The 17,122-nt window shown below is 68.4% G+C and carries 17 protein-coding genes; 10 read left to right on the forward strand and 7 right to left on the reverse strand.

The annotated features are described in order from the left end of the window. Positions 1–32 precede the first annotated feature (32 nt). Complete coding sequence (locus RYN42_RS08785; protein WP_315095390.1) at positions 33–797, forward strand: uracil-DNA glycosylase; 765 nt, start codon at positions 33–35, stop codon at positions 795–797. A gap of 5 nt (positions 798–802) precedes the next feature. Further along, entirely contained in the window at positions 803–1,744 is a 942-nt protein-coding gene (locus RYN42_RS08790) for a glycoside hydrolase family 113 (protein ID WP_399552438.1), read from the forward strand. Between the two features lies 1 nt (position 1,745). Here the strand turns inward: RYN42_RS08790 and RYN42_RS20240 are convergent, their stop codons facing one another. After that, on the reverse strand, positions 1,746–2,183 hold the full coding sequence (locus RYN42_RS20240; protein WP_399552439.1) for an RDD family protein: 438 nt from the start codon (positions 2,181–2,183) through the stop codon (positions 1,746–1,748). A gap of 503 nt (positions 2,184–2,686) precedes the next feature. After that, on the reverse strand, positions 2,687–3,412 hold the full coding sequence (locus RYN42_RS08800; RefSeq protein ID WP_315095392.1) for a TetR-like C-terminal domain-containing protein: 726 nt from the start codon (positions 3,410–3,412) through the stop codon (positions 2,687–2,689). Positions 3,413–3,533: 121 nt separating this feature from the next. Here RYN42_RS08800 and RYN42_RS08805 point away from each other — a divergent pair, with 121 nt between their 5' ends. The 3 genes from RYN42_RS08805 to RYN42_RS08815 all read left to right on the forward strand — a co-directional run bounded on the left by RYN42_RS08805 (position 3,534) and on the right by RYN42_RS08815 (position 6,242). Continuing rightward, positions 3,534–4,463 (forward strand): NAD-dependent epimerase/dehydratase family protein, encoded by a 930-nt coding sequence (locus RYN42_RS08805; protein WP_315095393.1) that lies wholly within the window; start codon positions 3,534–3,536, stop codon positions 4,461–4,463. Between the two features lie 11 nt (positions 4,464–4,474). After that, positions 4,475–5,299: an LLM class flavin-dependent oxidoreductase gene (locus RYN42_RS08810; RefSeq protein WP_315095394.1), complete on the forward strand. Its 825-nt coding sequence runs from the start codon at positions 4,475–4,477 to the stop codon at positions 5,297–5,299. A gap of 349 nt (positions 5,300–5,648) precedes the next feature. After that, entirely contained in the window at positions 5,649–6,242 is a 594-nt protein-coding gene (locus RYN42_RS08815) for a hypothetical protein (RefSeq protein WP_315095395.1), read from the forward strand. Positions 6,243–6,258: 16 nt separating this feature from the next. Here the strand turns inward: RYN42_RS08815 and RYN42_RS08820 are convergent, their stop codons facing one another. The 3 genes from RYN42_RS08820 to RYN42_RS08830 all read right to left on the reverse strand — a co-directional run bounded on the left by RYN42_RS08820 (position 6,259) and on the right by RYN42_RS08830 (position 8,568). Beyond that, positions 6,259–6,636: an SseB family protein gene (locus RYN42_RS08820; protein WP_315095396.1), complete on the reverse strand. Its 378-nt coding sequence runs from the start codon at positions 6,634–6,636 to the stop codon at positions 6,259–6,261. A gap of 73 nt (positions 6,637–6,709) precedes the next feature. Further along, on the reverse strand, positions 6,710–7,036 hold the full coding sequence (locus RYN42_RS08825) for a hypothetical protein (RefSeq protein WP_315095397.1): 327 nt from the start codon (positions 7,034–7,036) through the stop codon (positions 6,710–6,712). Between the two features lie 65 nt (positions 7,037–7,101). After that, a complete protein-coding gene (locus RYN42_RS08830) occupies positions 7,102–8,568 on the reverse strand; it encodes a DHA2 family efflux MFS transporter permease subunit (RefSeq protein ID WP_315095398.1) in 1,467 nt (488 codons plus the stop codon). Between the two features lie 152 nt (positions 8,569–8,720). On the opposite strand from RYN42_RS08830, the gene RYN42_RS08835 reads away from it, so the two are divergent. From RYN42_RS08835 to RYN42_RS08855, 5 genes are read left to right on the forward strand one after another with little or no spacing between them, the layout of a single operon-like run. Continuing rightward, on the forward strand, positions 8,721–10,901 hold the full coding sequence (locus RYN42_RS08835) for a Z1 domain-containing protein (RefSeq protein ID WP_315095399.1): 2,181 nt from the start codon (positions 8,721–8,723) through the stop codon (positions 10,899–10,901). A gap of 1 nt (position 10,902) precedes the next feature. Next, on the forward strand, positions 10,903–11,994 hold the full coding sequence (locus RYN42_RS08840; RefSeq protein WP_315095400.1) for a hypothetical protein: 1,092 nt from the start codon (positions 10,903–10,905) through the stop codon (positions 11,992–11,994). Then, the gene (locus RYN42_RS08845) at positions 11,987–12,841 is read left to right on the forward strand and encodes a hypothetical protein (RefSeq protein ID WP_315095401.1); all 855 of its coding nucleotides are present in this window, start codon (positions 11,987–11,989) and stop codon (positions 12,839–12,841) included. The genes RYN42_RS08840 and RYN42_RS08845 overlap by 8 nt, the downstream gene beginning before the upstream one ends. Further along, positions 12,838–13,146, forward strand: coding sequence for a hypothetical protein (locus RYN42_RS08850; RefSeq protein ID WP_315095402.1), 309 nt, complete (start codon positions 12,838–12,840; stop codon positions 13,144–13,146). The genes RYN42_RS08845 and RYN42_RS08850 overlap by 4 nt, the downstream gene beginning before the upstream one ends. Further along, positions 13,143–13,604: a very short patch repair endonuclease gene (locus RYN42_RS08855; protein ID WP_315095403.1), complete on the forward strand. Its 462-nt coding sequence runs from the start codon at positions 13,143–13,145 to the stop codon at positions 13,602–13,604. Before RYN42_RS08850 ends, RYN42_RS08855 begins: the two co-directional genes overlap by 4 nt. Here RYN42_RS08855 and RYN42_RS08860 read toward each other — a convergent pair. Together RYN42_RS08860 and RYN42_RS08865 are read right to left on the reverse strand one after the other, a co-directional pair. Beyond that, positions 13,566–14,975 carry a DNA cytosine methyltransferase gene (locus tag RYN42_RS08860; protein WP_315095404.1) on the reverse strand — a complete coding sequence of 470 codons (1,410 nt, stop codon included), beginning with the start codon at positions 14,973–14,975 and terminating at the stop codon, positions 13,566–13,568. The two genes, RYN42_RS08855 and RYN42_RS08860, sit on opposite strands and share 39 nt — an antisense overlap. Positions 14,976–15,299: 324 nt before the next feature. Continuing rightward, positions 15,300–16,994, reverse strand: a complete 1,695-nt coding sequence (locus tag RYN42_RS08865) for a DUF262 domain-containing HNH endonuclease family protein (RefSeq protein WP_315095406.1) — start codon at positions 16,992–16,994, stop codon at positions 15,300–15,302. Positions 16,995–17,122: the final 128 nt, after the last annotated feature.

The following is a 17,122-nucleotide window of genomic DNA, read 5'->3' on the forward strand; positions in this document are numbered from 1 at the left end:
TGCCGAACCCACGATCTCGTCGGGGGACGCTGATGACCGACGGCCCGACGAGCGCCGACGAGGTCGCCCGTGTCGCGGCGGCCGCGCCGGACCTCGCCGCCCTCGACGCGGTCGTCCCCACCTGCCGGGCGTGCCCGCGGCTGGTCGCGTGGCGGGAGCTGGTGGGCGTCGAGAAGCGGGCTGCCTTCCGGGACGAGACCTACTGGGCGCGGCCGGTGCCGGGGTTCGGGGACCCGGACGCCGCCGTGCTCGTCGTCGGCCTGGCGCCCGCGGCGCACGGCGCCAACCGCACAGGAAGGATGTTCACCGGCGACCGCTCGGGAGACTTCCTGTTCGCCGCGATGCACCGCACCGGCTTCGCCAACCAGGCGACCTCGACCGCTGCCGACGACGGGCTGACCCTGACAGACGTCCGCGTGACCGCCCCGGTGCGCTGCGCTCCCCCGGCCAACGACCCGACCCTGGAGGAGCGCCGGACGTGCGGGCCGTACCTGGGCCGCGAGCTGTCCCTGATCCGGCCGCGAGTGATCGTGGTGCTCGGTGCGTTCGGGTGGCAGGCGCTGCTCACCACGCTCGCCGAGCAGGGCTGGCACGTCCCCCGGCCGCGGCCGCGGTTCGGCCACGGCGTGGAGCTGACCCTGCACGGTCCCGGCGGCGCCGAGGTGGTGCTCCTCGGCTGCTTCCACGTCAGCCAGCAGAACACCTTCACCGGGAAGCTGACCCCGGACATGCTCGACGCGGTGCTCATCCGGGCTCGCGCACTTTCTTCACGTGCCGAAGAAAGTGACCTAGGCTGAGGGTCGTGATCAACGGGGACTACGTGGCGGGCACGACGTGGGGCTGGACCGGCGTGCGGGGCACGTGGGGTGGCCCGGAGGCCGAACGGTCGATGGACCTCATGGTCGAGCGTCTTGGCGTGACGTGGACCGCGATCACGCTCAGCGCCCTGCAGGACACGGCGCAGTCCACGCAGATCCACTTCCGGGACCGGCCGACCGTCACCGACGACGAGGTCCGCTGGGCGATCCGTGCGGCCAAGGCGCGCGGGCTGAAGGTCTGCCTCAAGCCCGTGGTCAACGTCGCGGACGGGACGTGGCGCGCACACATCAACTTCTTCGACGTCGACGTGCCGCCGGAGCCCACGTGGTCGCAGTGGTTCGCCGCGTACACCGAGTTCATCGTCCACCACGCGCGGATCGCGGCGGAGGAGGGCGCGGAGATGTTCTGCGTCGGCTGCGAGATGGTGCAGACGGACCGCCGCGAGACCGAGTGGCGCGCGCTGATCACGCAGGTCCGCACGGTGTACGACGGGCTCGTCACCTACAACTGCGACAAGTACCAGGAGGACCACGTCGGCTGGTGGGACGCGGTCGACGTCATCTCCTCGTCCGGCTACTACCCCGTCGACGACTGGGAGAACCAGCTCGACCGCATCGAACCGGTGGTGGCCGCGCACGGCAAGCCGTTCTTCTTCATGGAGGCCGGCTGCCCCAGCCGCGTCGGCTCCCCCGCGCTCCCCAACGACTGGGCGCTGCCCGGTGCCCCCTCCGAGCAGGCCCAGGTCGACTGGTACGAAGCCGCCTTCGCCGCGTGCGGACGACGTGACTGGGTCCGCGGGTTCATGCTCTGGGACTGGCCCGCGGCGCTCTACGACGAGGCCGACGCGGCGACCAACGACGACTACTGCATGTTCGGCAAGGCCGCCGAGGACGTCGTCCGCGCGGCCTACCGCCGGGACACGTAGGTCAGCGCACGACGACGGACTTGGTCAGCTTGTCCGAGAACGTCTGGCGCTTGCTGTCCCACAGCGGCCACAGGTACCCGAGGTAGAGGAAGCCGTCCACGTAGTGCGCGATCTCGCGCACGAACGCCATCCAGACCCCGAGCGGCTCACCGGTCAGGTCGCGCTGCAGCGTGATCCCGACCGCCTTCTTCCCCCAGGACTGACCCGTCCTCCCGCCACGCACCCATCGGTTCCACACCCACAGCGCGAGCGAGATGACCGCGGTGACCGCGAACGTCAGCAGCCCGGTCGGAGTCGGCTCGTCGATCGGGCGGCCCTGGTTGTCGTACCCCGGCACGGACGTCACCGTCATCACCAGGAGACCGGCGAGGTACGGCACGAACGCGAGCGAGTCGAGCAGGTAGGCACCCACACGCTGGATCCACGACGCGTAGCTCACGGGGAGCCCGTACCCGACGCTCGGGTACCCGAACGCGGGGTTGCCGTACGTGGGCGCGCCGTAGGCCGGAGCCCCGTATGCCGGTGCGCCGTAGGCCGGGGCGGCGCCGTAGGCGGGGGCGCCGTAGGCGGGGGCGCCGTAGGCGGGGGCGGCGCCGTAGACGGGTCCGCCCCAGGCCGGTGGGCCGTCCGTCGGAGCCGGGGTGCCGTACGCCGGCTGGCCGTAGGGGGACGGCGCCGCGTACGGGTCGGCCGGAGGCTGACCGTAGGTCGGGGGCTGGAACGGGTCCTGGTGGCTCACGGTGCTCCTGGTGCGGCGGTGGTCAAGACGGGCTGCTTCCCCCATCGACACGCGGGACGGACCGGTTGAGCGCCCAGGCGCGACGGCACGCGCGGCTCGATCCGCAGGCACCTGGCGGTGCAGCATCCGGACGACGTGCGCGAGCGAGACGCGCTGGAGCGGCTCGTAGCGCCGCGTTCGTGGCCGGGCCAGCGAGTTCCTGATCAGTCCAGGGAGATCCGCAGGCCGACGCCGGCGGCGGACGTGGCGATCGTGACGTCGAACAGCAGCGCGGGGTCGTCGGCGACGCGGTGCAGGTGGCCGAACAGCTCGACGGAGATCGCTCCGACCAGCGACGTGAAGAGGGTCGCCGTGCGGGCGGCGGCCCGGGCCACGTCCGGCGCGGGATCAGTCAGTCCGGCGTACGCGTACGCCTCGGGCGCCATGCGTCCGGAGGGGTCGAAGGACGGTCCGGCCGGGTCGAGCACCCCGTCGGCGAACGCCGTCATGGTCAGCTCGACGATGACGCTCCACAGTCGCAGGGCCGCGCGCACGGTGTCGTCCGGCGCCCGGTAGCCGCGGACCGGCGTGCCGTAGATGAGCTCGAACGAGTACGGCTGGTCGAGCGCCCAGCGCCGTACCGCTCGGGCGACCTCCAGCCACGTCTGCGCCGGGCCGGCCCCCCGCGCCCCGGCGGCGGCGTCCTCGGCGACCTGCCCGACGGCGTCGTACGCCTCGATGATCAGCAGGGTGAGCAGGGCGTCGCGCGAGGGCACGTAGCGGTAGACCGCCGACGACGCCATGCCGAGGTCGCGCGCGACGGCGCGCAGGCTCAGCGCCGCAGAACCCTCGCTCTCCAGCCGGGCGCGTGCCGCGGCGAGCAGCTCCGCCATGAGAGCGGCCCGGGCCCGGTCACGGGCGCGCAGGGGGGCGGTCGTCGGCTCGGTCACGGCGTCAGTCTGCCGCCTGGGTGCAGAAACTGCGAGCACTGCTCTTGTTCTGGCCTTCGAGATATGCGAGCATCGCTCCTATCAGAGAGCACTGCTCTCGCTTTCTCGGAGGAGGCCCATCGTGAACCGCCACGTCATCGTCGGCAAGGGTGCCGTGGGCACCACCCTGGCTCACCTGCTCGCGGACCAGGGCGACGACGTCCTGGTGCTCAGCAGGTCCGGCGGCACGTCCACGGGCCGCATCGCGCACGCCGCCGCGGACGCCGGGGATGTCGACTCACTGAGCCGCGCGGCCGAGGGCGCCGACGTCCTCTACAACTGCGCCTCCCCCGCCTACCACCGCTGGCCCACCGACTGGCCTCCGCTGTGGGCCTCGATGCTCGAATCCGCCGCCCGGACCGGCGCCGTGCTGGTGACCGCCGGCAACCTCTACGGGTACGCCACCCACGGCGCCGTGATGACCGAGGACTCTCCGCTCACCAGCACCGACGCCAAGGGTGCGGTCCGCGCGCAGATGTGGCGCGACGCCGAGGCGCGGCACCGCGCAGGCGACCTGCGGGTGACCGAGGTGCGCGGCGCCGACTACGTCGGTCCCCGTGCGGACTCCCAGGCGCTCGCCGGGCCGCAGTTCCTCGGTCCGCTCCGGGCGGGGAGGGTGGTGCGCACGGTCGTGGCGGTCGACCAGCCCCACAGCTGGACCTACCTGCCCGACTTCGCCCGCGCACTCGTCGCCGCCGGGCGCACCCCCGAGGCGTGGGGCCACGGCTGGCACGTCCCCACCGCCGAGCCCCTGACCCTGCGTGAGCTGGGCGCGCGGTTCGCCGTCGGAGGTCCGGCACCGCGGATCCGTCCGGTGCCCGCGGCCGTGGTGCGCGCGCTCGGCGTCGTGTCGCCGCTGCTGCGTGAGGTCGCCGCCGTCTCGGACCACTTCACCCGGCCGTACGTCATGGACACCGCCAGGTCCTCGCAGGTGCTGGGTCTCGTCGCCACCCCGTGGGATGACGCGATCGCCGAGACCCTGGGCCTGACGACTGTCGGAGGTCGGGCGTAGCGTCGTCTGCCATGAAGTTCGGTGTCACCGCCACGTGCGGTTCCGCGTCCCAGAACATCGAGATGGCGGTCGCCGCCGAGGAGGCCGGCTGGGACGGCTTCTTCGCGTGGGACGGCATCGCCGTCGGCCCCATGGACACGTTCGACCCCTGGACGCTCCTGGGCGCCGCAGCGGTGCGGACCAGCCGCATCACGCTCGGTGCCATGGTCTTCTCGCTGCCGCGCCGCAAGCCGTGGGAGGTCGCCCGCCAGGCGCTCACCGTCGACCACCTCTCGGGCGGCCGGCTGGTGCTGCCCGTCGGCCTCGGCGCCGTCGACGACGCCGCCTACAGCCGGGTGTCCGGCGAGCACGTCGGCGTCAAGGAGCGGGCGGCGCTGCTCGACGAGGCCCTCGCGATCCTCGACCTCGCCTGGACCGGGGAGCCGTTCAGCTACACCGGCACGTACCACCAGCTCACCGACTTCGTGTTCCGACCGCGGCCGGTGCGCGGCACCATCCCGGTCTGGGTCATCGGCGCCTGGTTCGCGCCGAGGTCGATGCGCCGGGCGGCCGGGCGCGACGGGGTCCTGCCCATCCGGCGGGAGAACGGGTTCGATCCCCTGTCCCCCGAACAGCTGCGCGAGATCGCGGCCTGGGTCACCGAGCAGCGCGGCGGCGAGCCGTTCGAGCTTGTGGTCGAAGGGGTGCTGCCCTCCGACCATGCCGAGGCCGCGGACAAGATCGCGGCGCTCGAGGACGCCGGCGTGACCTGGTGGATCGACTCCAACTGGGACTTCGACACGGTCACGCCCGACGGCCTGCTGGACCGGATCCGCCGGGGTCCCGTCCCGGCGTGACCGCCACGGTCGCCCTCCTCAGCTCCCCCCGAGCGGTCGTCGGCTCGACGAGAAGTGCGGCGGGACGCGCGTCACAGGGTGGTTGCACCGGCCGATGGGCGCCAGAGGCTCGCTGGGTGCGTCACACTCTAGGGAGAGATGAAGGAGCACCATGCTGACATGCCCGGCCTGCAAGTCCGGAGAGCTCGAACTCGTCGAACGGTTGGCGGACGATCGCCGCACCATCCGATGCACCGCGTGCTCGCACCAGTGGACCCGTGGAGAGGCGAGGACGTCGGCCCCCCTGCCATCCTCGTCGGCGGACCTGCAGGCGCGTTTCCCCGACCGCTCGTCCGTCGACCCGCTCCGGTTGGAGCAGGTGGAAAAGCTGGCCGCAGCCGCACCGCCCACTGAGCCGGGACCGGACTGGTCGCACTACCAGCAGGTGTTCAGCCGCGACGAGATCGCCGACTGCCACCCCCGTGACCTGCAGGCCTTCGTGAACGAGACGCCCGGTGCGACCAACGCCACCACCGCGTCGTTCAACCGGGCGTGGAAGTCGATGGGCGAGCACGAGGCGTCGGCGCGCAGCCGCAACACCATCCGCTACCTGCTCTACGGGCCCCCGAGCGTGCCGCTGCCCGACAGGCTGACGCGCCTGATCCTCGGCCAGGGCGGACTCGGGATGACCGGGTTCAAGGAGCCCGCGCTCACCCGCGTGCTGACCGCGATGTCCCCCGACGCGTACCTGCCGGTGTCCACCTACGGCGCCGCACGCGGCGGGAAGCGCGAGATCGCCAAGCGCGTCTACGGGCTGACGCTGCCCGAGGTGGCCAAGGAGCAGTTCACCATCGGGCGTCTCGTCCTGTGGAGCAACGACCTGCTGGTCGACCTGGTCCAGGACCAGTTCGAGGACCTCACGCAGGCGGCCGCGTTCCTGACCACCGTCAAGCTGCCCGCCTGACTCGTCGCGGCCGCGCTCACTCGTCGTGCGGCCGCGCGAGGTCGTCGCGCAACTTGGCGACGACGTCAGGACCGAGCTCGAACCCCTGCGAGCTGCCCGGGTTGATCACGATGCCGACGTCCGCGGGCATCCGCAGCAGCACCTCCCGGACGGGCATCGTGACCGCCTCACCCCCGAGGCGACCCTCGTCCTGGAACCGCTGGACCGACGAGAACGCCACCAGGTGGTGCGCCCCGTCGCGGTGCACCAGCGCCGGGATGAACCCCTCCAGGTGCTCCCCGACGGGCGCGCCGCTCGGCACCGCCAGCTGCTCGTAGGCGAACCGCGTGAGCAGCTTGGCGCCGTCGATCGTGCCGGGCGCCGCGGTGCGCAGCGCCTGGTCGAAGTCCTTCATGGGTGCTCCCTCGTCGTTGCGGGCGAGCGCTCACGCTACCTGCGGACCCACGCCGCGACGCGCTGCACGCGCCTCACCGCGACGCGATTCGGAACAGGGTCGGCGTGACCACGTCGAGGAGCAGGACGTCGAAGCCCGTGAGGTGCCGGCGTCCGACGACGTGACGCGACCAGGCGTGCTCCCGGCAGAGCGCCTCGCTCGACCACACCTGACCGTTCGGCCAGTCCGGGGTGTCGAGCCGCACCCCCATCACCTCGCCCATGACGAGCGCCCATCGCCGGTCCGGGCCGTCGGGGGCCTCACCGATCGGGTGCGCGACCGCCCAGACGGTCGTGCCGACGACCGGCCGGTGGTCGTCGGCGGCGGAGTAGAGCCTCGGCACGTCCAGCGTGGTGGCCATGCGTCCAGTCCACCCGACCGACGTGGCCCCGGCGTGACCAGTGCCCGACGGCGCGGTGACGATCTCTACTCGGTCGGCGGCGGTCCGCCGTGGCGGTCGACCTGCTTCGGCAGGACGAACACCAGCACGAAGGCCACGACGGCCAGCGCCGCGCTCACCGCCATCGCGTGCGCCGCGCTGTCGGTGAACGCCTGGGCGATCTGCGCGGGGTCGTTGCCGGTGATGTGCAGGGTCCCGAACAGGACGCTGCCGATCACCGCGATACCGATGGCCGACCCGACGCGCTGCATGACCCCGATGACACCGCTGGCGGCACCGGCCTCGGACCGGTCGACGGTGGCGACGATGAACTGCGCGTTCGGCGCGATGAACAGCCCGCTGCCGATGCCCGCGATGAGCAGCGGAGGCAGCAGCTCCCAGTGCGTCAGGTCACCGGCCGGCTCGAGCTGCAGCACCAGCCACACCCACGCGAGCCCGACCGCGACCATGGCCGTCCCGACGATCAGCACCGTCCGGCCCAACCGCTGCGCCAGCCGGTTGCTCTGCGACGCCCCGATGATCGACCCGAGCGCGAACGGCACCGCGACCAGCCCTGACTCCAGCGCGGTGTGGCCGAGCCCCGCCTGCCACAGCAGCGAGATGGTGAAGAAGATGGACGTGAACGCGGCGAAGTAGACGAGCGCCAGGATCGTGCCGCCCGTGAACGCCGCGTGCGAGAACAGGTGCGGCGGGACCATCGGGTTGTCGATCCGCCGCTCCCAGAACGCGAACGCGACGATCAGCAGCACACCGGCCACCAGCGTGACGAACGTCCACACCGGCCAGCCCTTGTCCTGGCCCTCGATCAGCGGCACCAGCAGGGCGATCAGCGCGGCGGTCACGAGGACCAGCCCGACGAAGTCGTACCCGGCCTTCTGCCGAGCCTCGGACCCCGCCGGCAGGATCTTCGCGGCGGCGATCAGGGCGATGACCCCGATGGGCAAGTTGACCCAGAAGACGAGCCGCCAGCCGTTCTCGTCGCCGAACGCCTCGATGATCAGCCCGCCGAGGATCGGCCCGAGGGCGGTCGAGACGCCGATGACCGACCCCATGATCGCGAACGCCTTGCCGCGCACCTGCGGCGGGAACAGCAGCTGGATCATCGCCGTGACACCGGGCACGAAGATCCCGCCGGCCAGCCCCTGGACCGCCCGCGCCACGATCAGCTGCATGCTGTCCTGCGCGAACCCGCAGGCCGCGCTGGCCACCGTGAACAGCAGCAGCCCCGCGAAGAACACCCACTTGTGGCCGACCCGGTCCCCGATCCGGCCCGCGGGGATGAGCGCGATGCCGAACGCGAGCGCGTAGCCGCTGATGATCCAGCTGAGGGTGGCTTCGGAGGCGTCCAGGCTGAGGCGGATGGTGGGGAGCGCGACGTTGACGATCGTGGTGTCCAGCAGGGCCATGAACATGCCGGCCATGAGGACGATCAGCGCGTTCCACGCGGAGCGGGGGACGGCAGAGGGCTGACGGACAGCCGTGGTCTCGGTCATGAAGGGACCCTTCGGGCTGTCAGGAGTGCGGGAGCCGGTGCGGCGACCATCATCGCAGCGACGTCCGACACCCGCCCCGCGAGGGGTCCGGAACGGCACGTGACCTAGACGACTCCCACCCACAGCCCATCGCGTGCCCTCGTCATCGCGACGTGGATATCGACTGCATTCCTCAGGTTGTCGAGTCGTCTGGTCGATACCGTGACTGGGTCTGCACACATGTCTTGTCGAGCCGGGAGATCCTCAACTTGTCGGAATCGATCGGGGCATTCGAGCGCACTCGCATCGAGCGCTCGCTGGGGCAGCGGATGCTCGCCAGCTCCGACCGCGCCCGCATCTGGGCATCTGTCGACAGGATCCTCGATCGTGGACCCGTCCGAGGAGGCAGCCCCGGAGTCACGGGCTTGGCCCTGGGGTATGTGCAGTCGGGCAAGACCACCGCCATCACAGCCCTGGTCGCCGCGGCAGCGGACGAGGGTTACCGGGTCATCGTGGCGATGCTCGGATCAACCAACCTGCTGCTCGACCAGAACAGCCTTCGACTCCACGCCGCCCTCGGCCTCGCAGAACGTGAGGACTACGTCTGGGTGTCGATGACGAACCCGGCTGGTTCCGGAAAGTCGAAGGAGCTCGTCGACTGGCTGGCTCGTGGGCGCACCGTGGTCATCCCGCTGCTCAAGCACGCAGGCAGGATCACGGCGCTCGCCAAGGTCCTCGCTGCGGCAGGGATCGACCATCCGGTCCTGATCGTGGACGACGAGGCCGACCAGGCGAGCCTGAACACTGAGGCGTCGACGACGAACGAGAGCAGGACGTACGAAGCGATCAGCGCGCTGCGCAGCGCGGCACGAAAGCACCTCTACGTCCAGTTCACAGCAACCCCGTACGCGCCCCTGCTCCTGAGCCATGGCGACCACCTGCGCCCCGACTTCGTCGAGATGCTGACGCCAGGTACCGGCTACACGGGTGGTCGGGAGTTCTTCGTCGACAGTGCGGCGCAGGTCATCCGTCCGATCCCGACTCTCGACGAGCAACCGGCCAAGTCGTCACCCACGCAGCTCCCCAAGTCGCTCGTCACGGCATTCGCCAACTTCGTCGCCGGTACTGCGCTCCTGCTTGGGCACGATCCCGGTGCAGCACCCGTATCGATGCTCGTTCACTCCACCCAGCGCAACGCGATCCAGGAGCGGTATCACTTCCTGCTGCAGAGACTCGTCCGTCGGTGGACGGACGCGCTGGCGGCGCTCGTATCTCCGGACGGCATGCCCCAGGAGATCGTGGAAGAGCGAGGCCGGCTCGTGGCCGCAGGGGCCCGCGACCTAGGGAGCGCCGAGTTCCTGGATCGCGCCAGGTACGTCTTGCGGGAGACCACGCTGTGGCTCGTCAACTCTGCGAGCGACGTGCAGAAGGTCGACTGGCGGCTTGCTCCCGTGCACGTCCTGGTGGGGGGAAACAAGCTCGACCGGGGTTTCACGGTGGAGGGCTTGACGGTCACCTACATGAATCGGCCGCCGAGCGTCCAGGTCGACACCCTCGAACAGCGCGCCCGAGCATTCGGCTACCGCGGCGACCTCCTCCCTTACTGCCAGTTCTTCGCCACCCCGCGGACGCTTCGGCTGCTGCGCGAGATCGTCGACACCGAGTACGACCTACGCGCTCGACTCGAGGACTGGGTCGGCCTGGGCAGGGACGTGGGCGACTGGGCGCAGGAGGTGGGTCTCCTCCTGCCTGAGGGGACCAAGCCCACTCGGCAGTCGGTCCTCTCGTCACTCATCAAGTTCAACTCACGTCCCGGGTGGCACCAGCTCCGGCGCCCGTCGCTCGCGCCGGCGGACCTCCAGACGAACCGCGAGCTGATCGAGCGACTGGGACTGCTCGACGCTCCGTTCGTCCGGTTCGGGCGTCTGCAACACCGTTCGCTGCACGTCCCGCTCGATCGAGTTGCCGACGACCTGATCGGTGCCTGGGCAGGCTCGCCCATCGGTGCCAGCCCCGGGTGGCGCCAGGACGACCTCAGCGATCTCGTGCGCCGTCAGCCGGACAGCCACGGCCCGGTGCTCGTGACGCTCATGGAGCATCCCGACGGCGGTGCTCGACTCCGCGACTGGGATCTCGAGACGGGATTCGTGAATCTCCTCCAAGGCGCCGATCCTCGGTCCCGCCCGGGAGTCGACCCATACCTCGGCGACCGCTCAATCGGCGGGGCGGACATCGATCCTTCTCGCGTCGTGGTCCAGGTGCACCGAGTGCGTTCCACCCAACCCGGCGCCACGCCTGAGGTCTTCACGCTCGCGGTGCACGCGGGCGACCGCCAGATAGCCAGGAAGGTCTGAGATGGACTCGGTCGCTGACATCCGTTCGAAGGGGACCGCGCGGAAGGTCCCGCTGCGGGACCTCCGACTCGACGCGCACAACCCTCGCCTCTCCCCGGACGACCAGGAGGCGGCCCAGGAGGACCTTGCACTGAGTCTCGAGCTCGGGTTCGAGGCGGTCACCGTCGCAGAATCCATCGCCTCGCACGGATTCTTCGGGAGCGAGCCACTCATCGTGATCGCTGGCGATGAACCAGGTACCTGGGTCGTCGTCGAGGGGAACCGGCGACTCACGGCCCTGCTAGGCCTCGCGGACGCAAGGTTGCGCGCCCAGTTCGCGGGTCGGAAGCAATGGGATGTTCTTGCATCTCAGGCGGGCGTCCGCATCGAGGACCTGATCCCCGTGGTAGTGCTCGCGGACCGCGCCGAGGCGACCCCGATCATCGGCTTTCGGCACATCTCCGGGATCCTCCAGTGGGAGCCGTTCGCTCAGGCTCGGTACATCGCCCGGCTGGTCGATGAAGACGGGATGACCTTCAAGGAGGTCGCCGAGATGATCGGGATCGACCGAACGCGAGTGGGAAATCTCTACAGAGATCAGGCGATCGTGGCGCAGGCAGAGTCCCTCGGCATCGAGACCGGTCATATCGAACGTGCGTTCTCTCTGATGACGGTCGCAATGAGCACGACCAAGCTGCGGAATCACGTCGGCGCTGATCTCGGCGCACGAACCGTGCCGGGCGTGCCCCCGGTGCCCGCCGACAGGACCGGTGCACTGCGGGAGCTGATCACCTGGGTCTACGGAGATGGCGAGATCGAGCCAGTCGTGGCCGAGTCTCGCGCCATCAGCAAGCTGGGAAACGTCGTCGCCTCGGAGCCGGGCCTCGCAGCACTCCGCCGAGGGGAGTCTCTCGACGTCGCGATCCAGACCGTCAAGGACCACGACGAAGACCCGCGCGGTCGCCTCTTGAGACGACTGAGAACCGGGAAGAACGCACTGGCTGCAGCGCTCGAGGATCTGCCCGACTTCGGTTCGGACGCCGAGGTCACCGAAGCCGTCGACGAGGCAAAGGGCGCAGTCGACGCGCTGCTCGCTGCACTCGGCGATGTCTGACGCATATACGCCCTCGCCCAGGGCGGACAAGATCGCCGACTGGCTCGAGGTTGCCGCGATCCGGGAGGACCGCGGTCTTGGCGCTGCCGCCCAGCGGGAGCTAGCGGTCGCTGCGGGGGTTCGGGAGATCGATCTCGACTTAGGGCGCAACACCATGGTTCGTCGAGCCGCTGTCCTCGGCAGCGCGTACCCGTTCCGCACAGGCAGCGGGATAGCTGCGGCCCCTGACGTCGCGGACTTCCCCTGGGCGTCGATGCTGCTGATGAGTGCTGAGTCGCCGATGCGCCTGGTCATCGACCTGCCCCGGTCGGCAGCGATGTTCGAGCAGATCACCGCCTGCGCCCTGGTGCACCTCTACGGCGGCGGCACGCGGTCGGTGAGATTTGGCTGGCCGTCAGACATCGGGCGACCTCGCGAGTTCCCAGACGCTGTCCGGTGGCTGGCGGCCGACATGGGCGTCGCCATCGGTAGCTCATACCGGCCGCCGTATGCGAAGGACGGAGGCGTTGACGTCGTCGCGTGGCGCCCGTTCCCCGACGGTCGCTCCGGCTTCCCGGTGACGCTCGTGCAGTGCACTCTCGAGCGCGACTACGCGCACAAGGCCGGTGACGTCGATGTCCGCGTCTGGGCAGGGTGGCTGCGCCTCGACGTAGATCCCACAACAGCTCTCGCGGTACCGGAGGTCGTACCGGCCGGCGAGGCGTGGAACGCACTTGCGGCTCGCACCGTCGTCCTCGATCGGATCCGCTTGGCATCGCTGATCAGGGAAGAGACGAGAATGGGCTACCCACTCGCGGGCGTCCGATCGTGGACTGCCTCGACGGTCGATGCGATGAGGAGTCGGTGACGATGGACGTCAGCTGGCCACAGCCACTCCGAAAGGACGTGATCGTCGCCGAGGTCGCGCGACTGATAGGCGTCGAACCCCCGGCGATGTCGACCGGCTCGTCGGAGCCTCGGGCGATCTTCCTCCTGGTGAACGACCGGCTCGGCCTCGGACTGGACGAGCGTGCCGACAAGCCCGGTCTCGCCCGAGGGATCGTCGAGGCGAGCGGAGACCGCTGGCTGCCGACCTACGAGTCGCGCGGCTCGACCGTGACACGAGACGGTCTGGTAGCCGTCCTTCGAGCGGTGGAGTTCTTTCTCAGATGAGCGCCGCATCACCGCAGCACGTGCCTGCCCATCCCGGCTCGTCGTCAGCGGCGGTGTCGCGCCGCATGTCGGTCGCACGCCGTCGCGACACTGCCCCCGAGATGGCCCTTCGGAGGGCGGCGCACGCCTCCGGTCTGCGGTATCGCGTGGCCTACCCGATCCCGGGACAACGACGCCGCACCATCGATCTCGCCTTCACCCGGGTCCGGGTCGCCGTCTTCGTGGACGGCTGCTTCTGGCACGGGTGTCCGACGCACGGCACGAGTCCTCGGCAGAACTCTGAGTGGTGGACTCAGAAGCTCGCCGCAAACTACGCCAGAGACCGAGACACCGACCGGATCCTTCGCGAGCTCGGGTGGACGGTGCTCCGCATCTGGGAGCACGAGGACCCGATCGAAGCGTGCTCGAGAGTCGCGAGCTCAGTTGCTCGTGCGCGCCTTGCCCTCGGCGACGACTGACTCCATCACGTCGTCGGGCGAGACGGGCGAGTCCGTAGCGATCGCCTGGAAGATGCGTCGACCCGCCTCACTGGTCTTGAGGATCGCCTCGTCCCGCTTCACGTGCTCGCGGAGCACGTGCCACACAGCGCCGACGTTCACCCCGTTCCCCAGCTGTCGGTACGTCGCCGCGGCTGGCTGGTCCCCGAACTCGAAGTTGTCCGGGAGGCCCTGCAGGCGTGCGGCCTCCCGAGGTGAGAGTCGTCGCTCGCGGGTGCCGATGATCGACGTCTGCGTGATCGCCACGAGGGCGGGGAGGTGCGTGGCGCGCTTTGCTCGCAGACCTGACGGACGCATCTGCATCACGCACTCCCAGAGCGTGGCTGCGTCCTGCGCCTGCCACTCGAACTTCCGCCGCGACGGCGGGAAGTCGCGAGCTGCGTGCCGCTCTATCCACTCGTCGAATGCGGCGCGGTGAGCGGTGTACAGGGCGGAGTTCTTCCGGAGGAAGTTGGCCTTCCACGACGGGGTGCCCTCCGGAATCCTCAACTCGTCCTCGTGGACCCAGGCATCGATCCAGATCGGGAACCCAGGCAGGCGTCTCGGCTTCTCACCGAGTCGCCGACTCTCGTCCTCGTGGATGGCGCGCATGATGCGAACCCACTCGTCCCATGCGGCGATCCACTGGCGCTCGTCGGCACTCAGCCCCAACCCTTCGACCTCGTGGTCGGGGTCGAGTGGCAGGTCGGCCTCCAGGTCCCACTCCTCACCGCCGCGCAGGCTGCGGTTCTCGACCGCCGGCATCGGGTCGGCTCCACCCATGAGGTCATCGGGGTCGTAGGTCGCCGTGATGAACACGCGCTCGCGAACGTGCGGGCGACCGCCGGCCTCGAGCGGGAGCAGGTGTGGGGAGAACACCGCCGGTGTCTCCGAGACGCGATATCCCTGAGCGCGCAGGCTCTCGACCACAACCTGCCACTCGTGAAAGTGCCTCGGTCCGGCGAGGTTCCTGACGTTCTCCAGCAGAACCACACTGGGGTGGTGCACCTCGATGATCTTGAGGATGTTCCAGAAGAGGGTGCCGCGAGTCTCGTCCATACCTCGCTGCGCGCCTGACTTGCTGAACGGCTGGCATGGGAAGCCGGCGGCAAGGATGTCGTGGGCTGGCACCGCCATGACGTCGTCGTTCGCATCCTGGGTGATGTCACCCAGGGGGCTGTGGCCCCAGTTCAGCTCGTAGACGCGCGCGGCACGCTTGTCGATCTCGACCGAGTAGACGGGTGTGCCTCCATACCCACGTAGCACCGCAGCGAAGCCGCCGATGCCAGCGAACAGGTCGACGAAGCGGAATCTCGAGCTCAGGTCCTCTGGCGGGCTGGCATCAGGAGTCACTACGTCTGCCTGTCTCGGGGATGCGGCCGGGGTTCTGTCGACCGTCGCTGGATGGTAGTCCGGGGGTACGACCCCAAGCTTGGCAGCTCAGCAGGCGTTGGGCAACGACCTTGGCAGGCGTGTCGTACGACTGTTCGAACACGCGGGACCCTCAGGAGGCCGGCAGGGGTCGGTGGCCTGGAAGCGCGGTAGCGCCTAGAGCTCAGAACCGCGAGCGTCCTGCAGAAGCCCGATCGCACGAGAGAGTGCGGGGCCACTCCAAACACCCTCTCCTTCTCAACCCCTCGTCGACGACTGACACATACGCGGAAGCGTGCTTTGCCGCTAGAACGTCCACACCTCGTCATAGGCGATTTCGGCGAGTCGCCGCGATCGTGCCTGAACCTGCGATGCGCCCCATGCCTCATTTGCCAGAATGGCACCGAGTCCATATGCCTCCGCGAATGGCGCAAGAATCTCGCGCTTTGTTCGGAAGTCGGCGCTGCCGAGTTGCGAGTTGAGACCAGTTTCGATCCAAATCAGGTTACCGATAGCTCCCACCCAGGGTCGGCCGATCTTCTGCGGTGCAATATGTTCGATATTGCACTTGCTATGATCGATGGCGTACGGCGCTCTAGATGCGTCGTGCAAGCTACGAAGCACATACTGGACGAGCCGCTTATCCTTCGACTCCGTCTCGGAGAATCGGAGGCCTGTTGTGAATTCCGTGATGAACGTCTCTCGCTGCGAGACACTTCCGCGCAGTTTACCAATCAGCTCGTCGATCGCTTTATACGCGGCGTCCGATGTGATTGCCTTTGAGACCTCGCGTGCATGCGCAGCGTACATCTGGCTTTGGCCGCCGGTACTGCTTGCACCAACAACTGCGGTGGTTATAAAGTGGTAGGACTCAATTGCCCGAAGCGTACTCCGGAGGCGCTTGAACGTGATGCGTCTTTCCGAATACGCTCGGAACAGCGCCAGCAAGAACGGGCGCGGCTGGCGTACGCCGAAGGTGTTGAGGGCGATGAGTGAATTGCGAACTGCGAACTCGCTATGAATCGACTTCCAACTATCAGGATTTGCGATTCGTGAGTACAACTGCGCGTCGAGAAGGAGAGAAGTAGCCGCCGAACTCGCCGTCAGGCCGCCCAGTTTCTCGAGCTTCATCGTGCGAAACAGTTTTCGCTCCGAGACATACTTGTAGCGAGAGAGCCACCAATGCAGGATAAAAGTATTCGCGTTTACATCGCCTCCCTGATTTGCCAGGGTCGCTCTCATGTCCCGCCAGAGGATGCCCGGCGTGTCCAAATCTCCATTTTCGGCTGGCATTCGGTTGAGAATGTAATTCTTCAACAGGTCGGCGACCTCGAGGTCCCGACCCCGAGAGTTGAGCGTTTCAAAGATCACATAGGCATCGTCTTCGCTGTCAAGCACGATCCAAATGACCTGCAATCCGAGGATCCGATCTCGAACGGCCTTAAGGCGGATGATGAATTCGTGGTCGTCAGCCAACCCTTCGTCAGGGACGGTGCCAAGGTCTCCGCTCAACCTAGAATTGATTTCGGTGAATGCTCGTCGGATATTTTGCTGGTCCTCGTTGGCTGGAGCAACCTCCATCCGCGCTGCGGGACGCACCTGGACCTGAGAAGACAGGAACGTCCCCGCGGGCTCTGATCTCAGGACGAAGTGCGCGATATTGTCGTCGTCAGTTCGCTCGATATATTTCGTCACGCCGTCGGCCAAGTCGGTGCGCCCACAACTCACGAATCTGTCGCGGATTGCACAAAGTATCAAGGTGAGGGTTGTGATTCGCTGCTGCCCATCAACTATTGCGAATGTATCGCGGCGCATCTTGTAGGAGACCATCGGGCCAATGAAGTAGCCTTCGTCGTTGTCAGCAACTACGTCGGTCCAGAACTCATCGAGATGCTCCGGTCCCCATGCGTACGGCCGTTGGAATCTGGGGATTTCATAATAGTCAGACTTGAGGACATCCTTCACGTCGCGGAGGACCGGCTGGAAGGTGATCGACGGCATTGAACATTCCATTCTTGACGCAGCGGAGTTCACATATCGACTGTTCGCTCTTCTCACTCTCACGCGAGGGGAGGCCGCAATGGGACCGCCGACCGGGTGAATCCGGCACTCCTGTCCGTCCGGGTGTG

The sequence above is a fragment of the uncultured Cellulomonas sp. genome, from assembly GCF_963527515.1.
Taxonomy (GTDB): Bacteria; Actinomycetota; Actinomycetes; order Actinomycetales; family Cellulomonadaceae; genus Cellulomonas.

Coding starts and splice junctions, on each gene's coding strand:
- RYN42_RS08810 (WP_315095394.1), top strand. CDS start 4,475: ATGAAGTTCGGTGTCACCGCCACGTGCGGTTCCGCGTCCCAGAACATC.
- RYN42_RS08825 (WP_315095397.1), bottom strand. CDS start 7,036: ATGGCCACCACGCTGGACGTGCCGAGGCTCTACTCCGCCGCCGACGAC.
- RYN42_RS08865 (WP_315095406.1), bottom strand. CDS start 16,994: ATGCCGTCGATCACCTTCCAGCCGGTCCTCCGCGACGTGAAGGATGTC.
- RYN42_RS08840 (WP_315095400.1), top strand. CDS start 10,903: ATGGACTCGGTCGCTGACATCCGTTCGAAGGGGACCGCGCGGAAGGTC.
- RYN42_RS08845 (WP_315095401.1), top strand. CDS start 11,987: ATGTCTGACGCATATACGCCCTCGCCCAGGGCGGACAAGATCGCCGAC.
- RYN42_RS08785 (WP_315095390.1), top strand. CDS start 33: ATGACCGACGGCCCGACGAGCGCCGACGAGGTCGCCCGTGTCGCGGCG.
- RYN42_RS08830 (WP_315095398.1), bottom strand. CDS start 8,568: ATGACCGAGACCACGGCTGTCCGTCAGCCCTCTGCCGTCCCCCGCTCC.
- RYN42_RS08820 (WP_315095396.1), bottom strand. CDS start 6,636: ATGAAGGACTTCGACCAGGCGCTGCGCACCGCGGCGCCCGGCACGATC.
- RYN42_RS08855 (WP_315095403.1), top strand. CDS start 13,143: ATGAGCGCCGCATCACCGCAGCACGTGCCTGCCCATCCCGGCTCGTCG.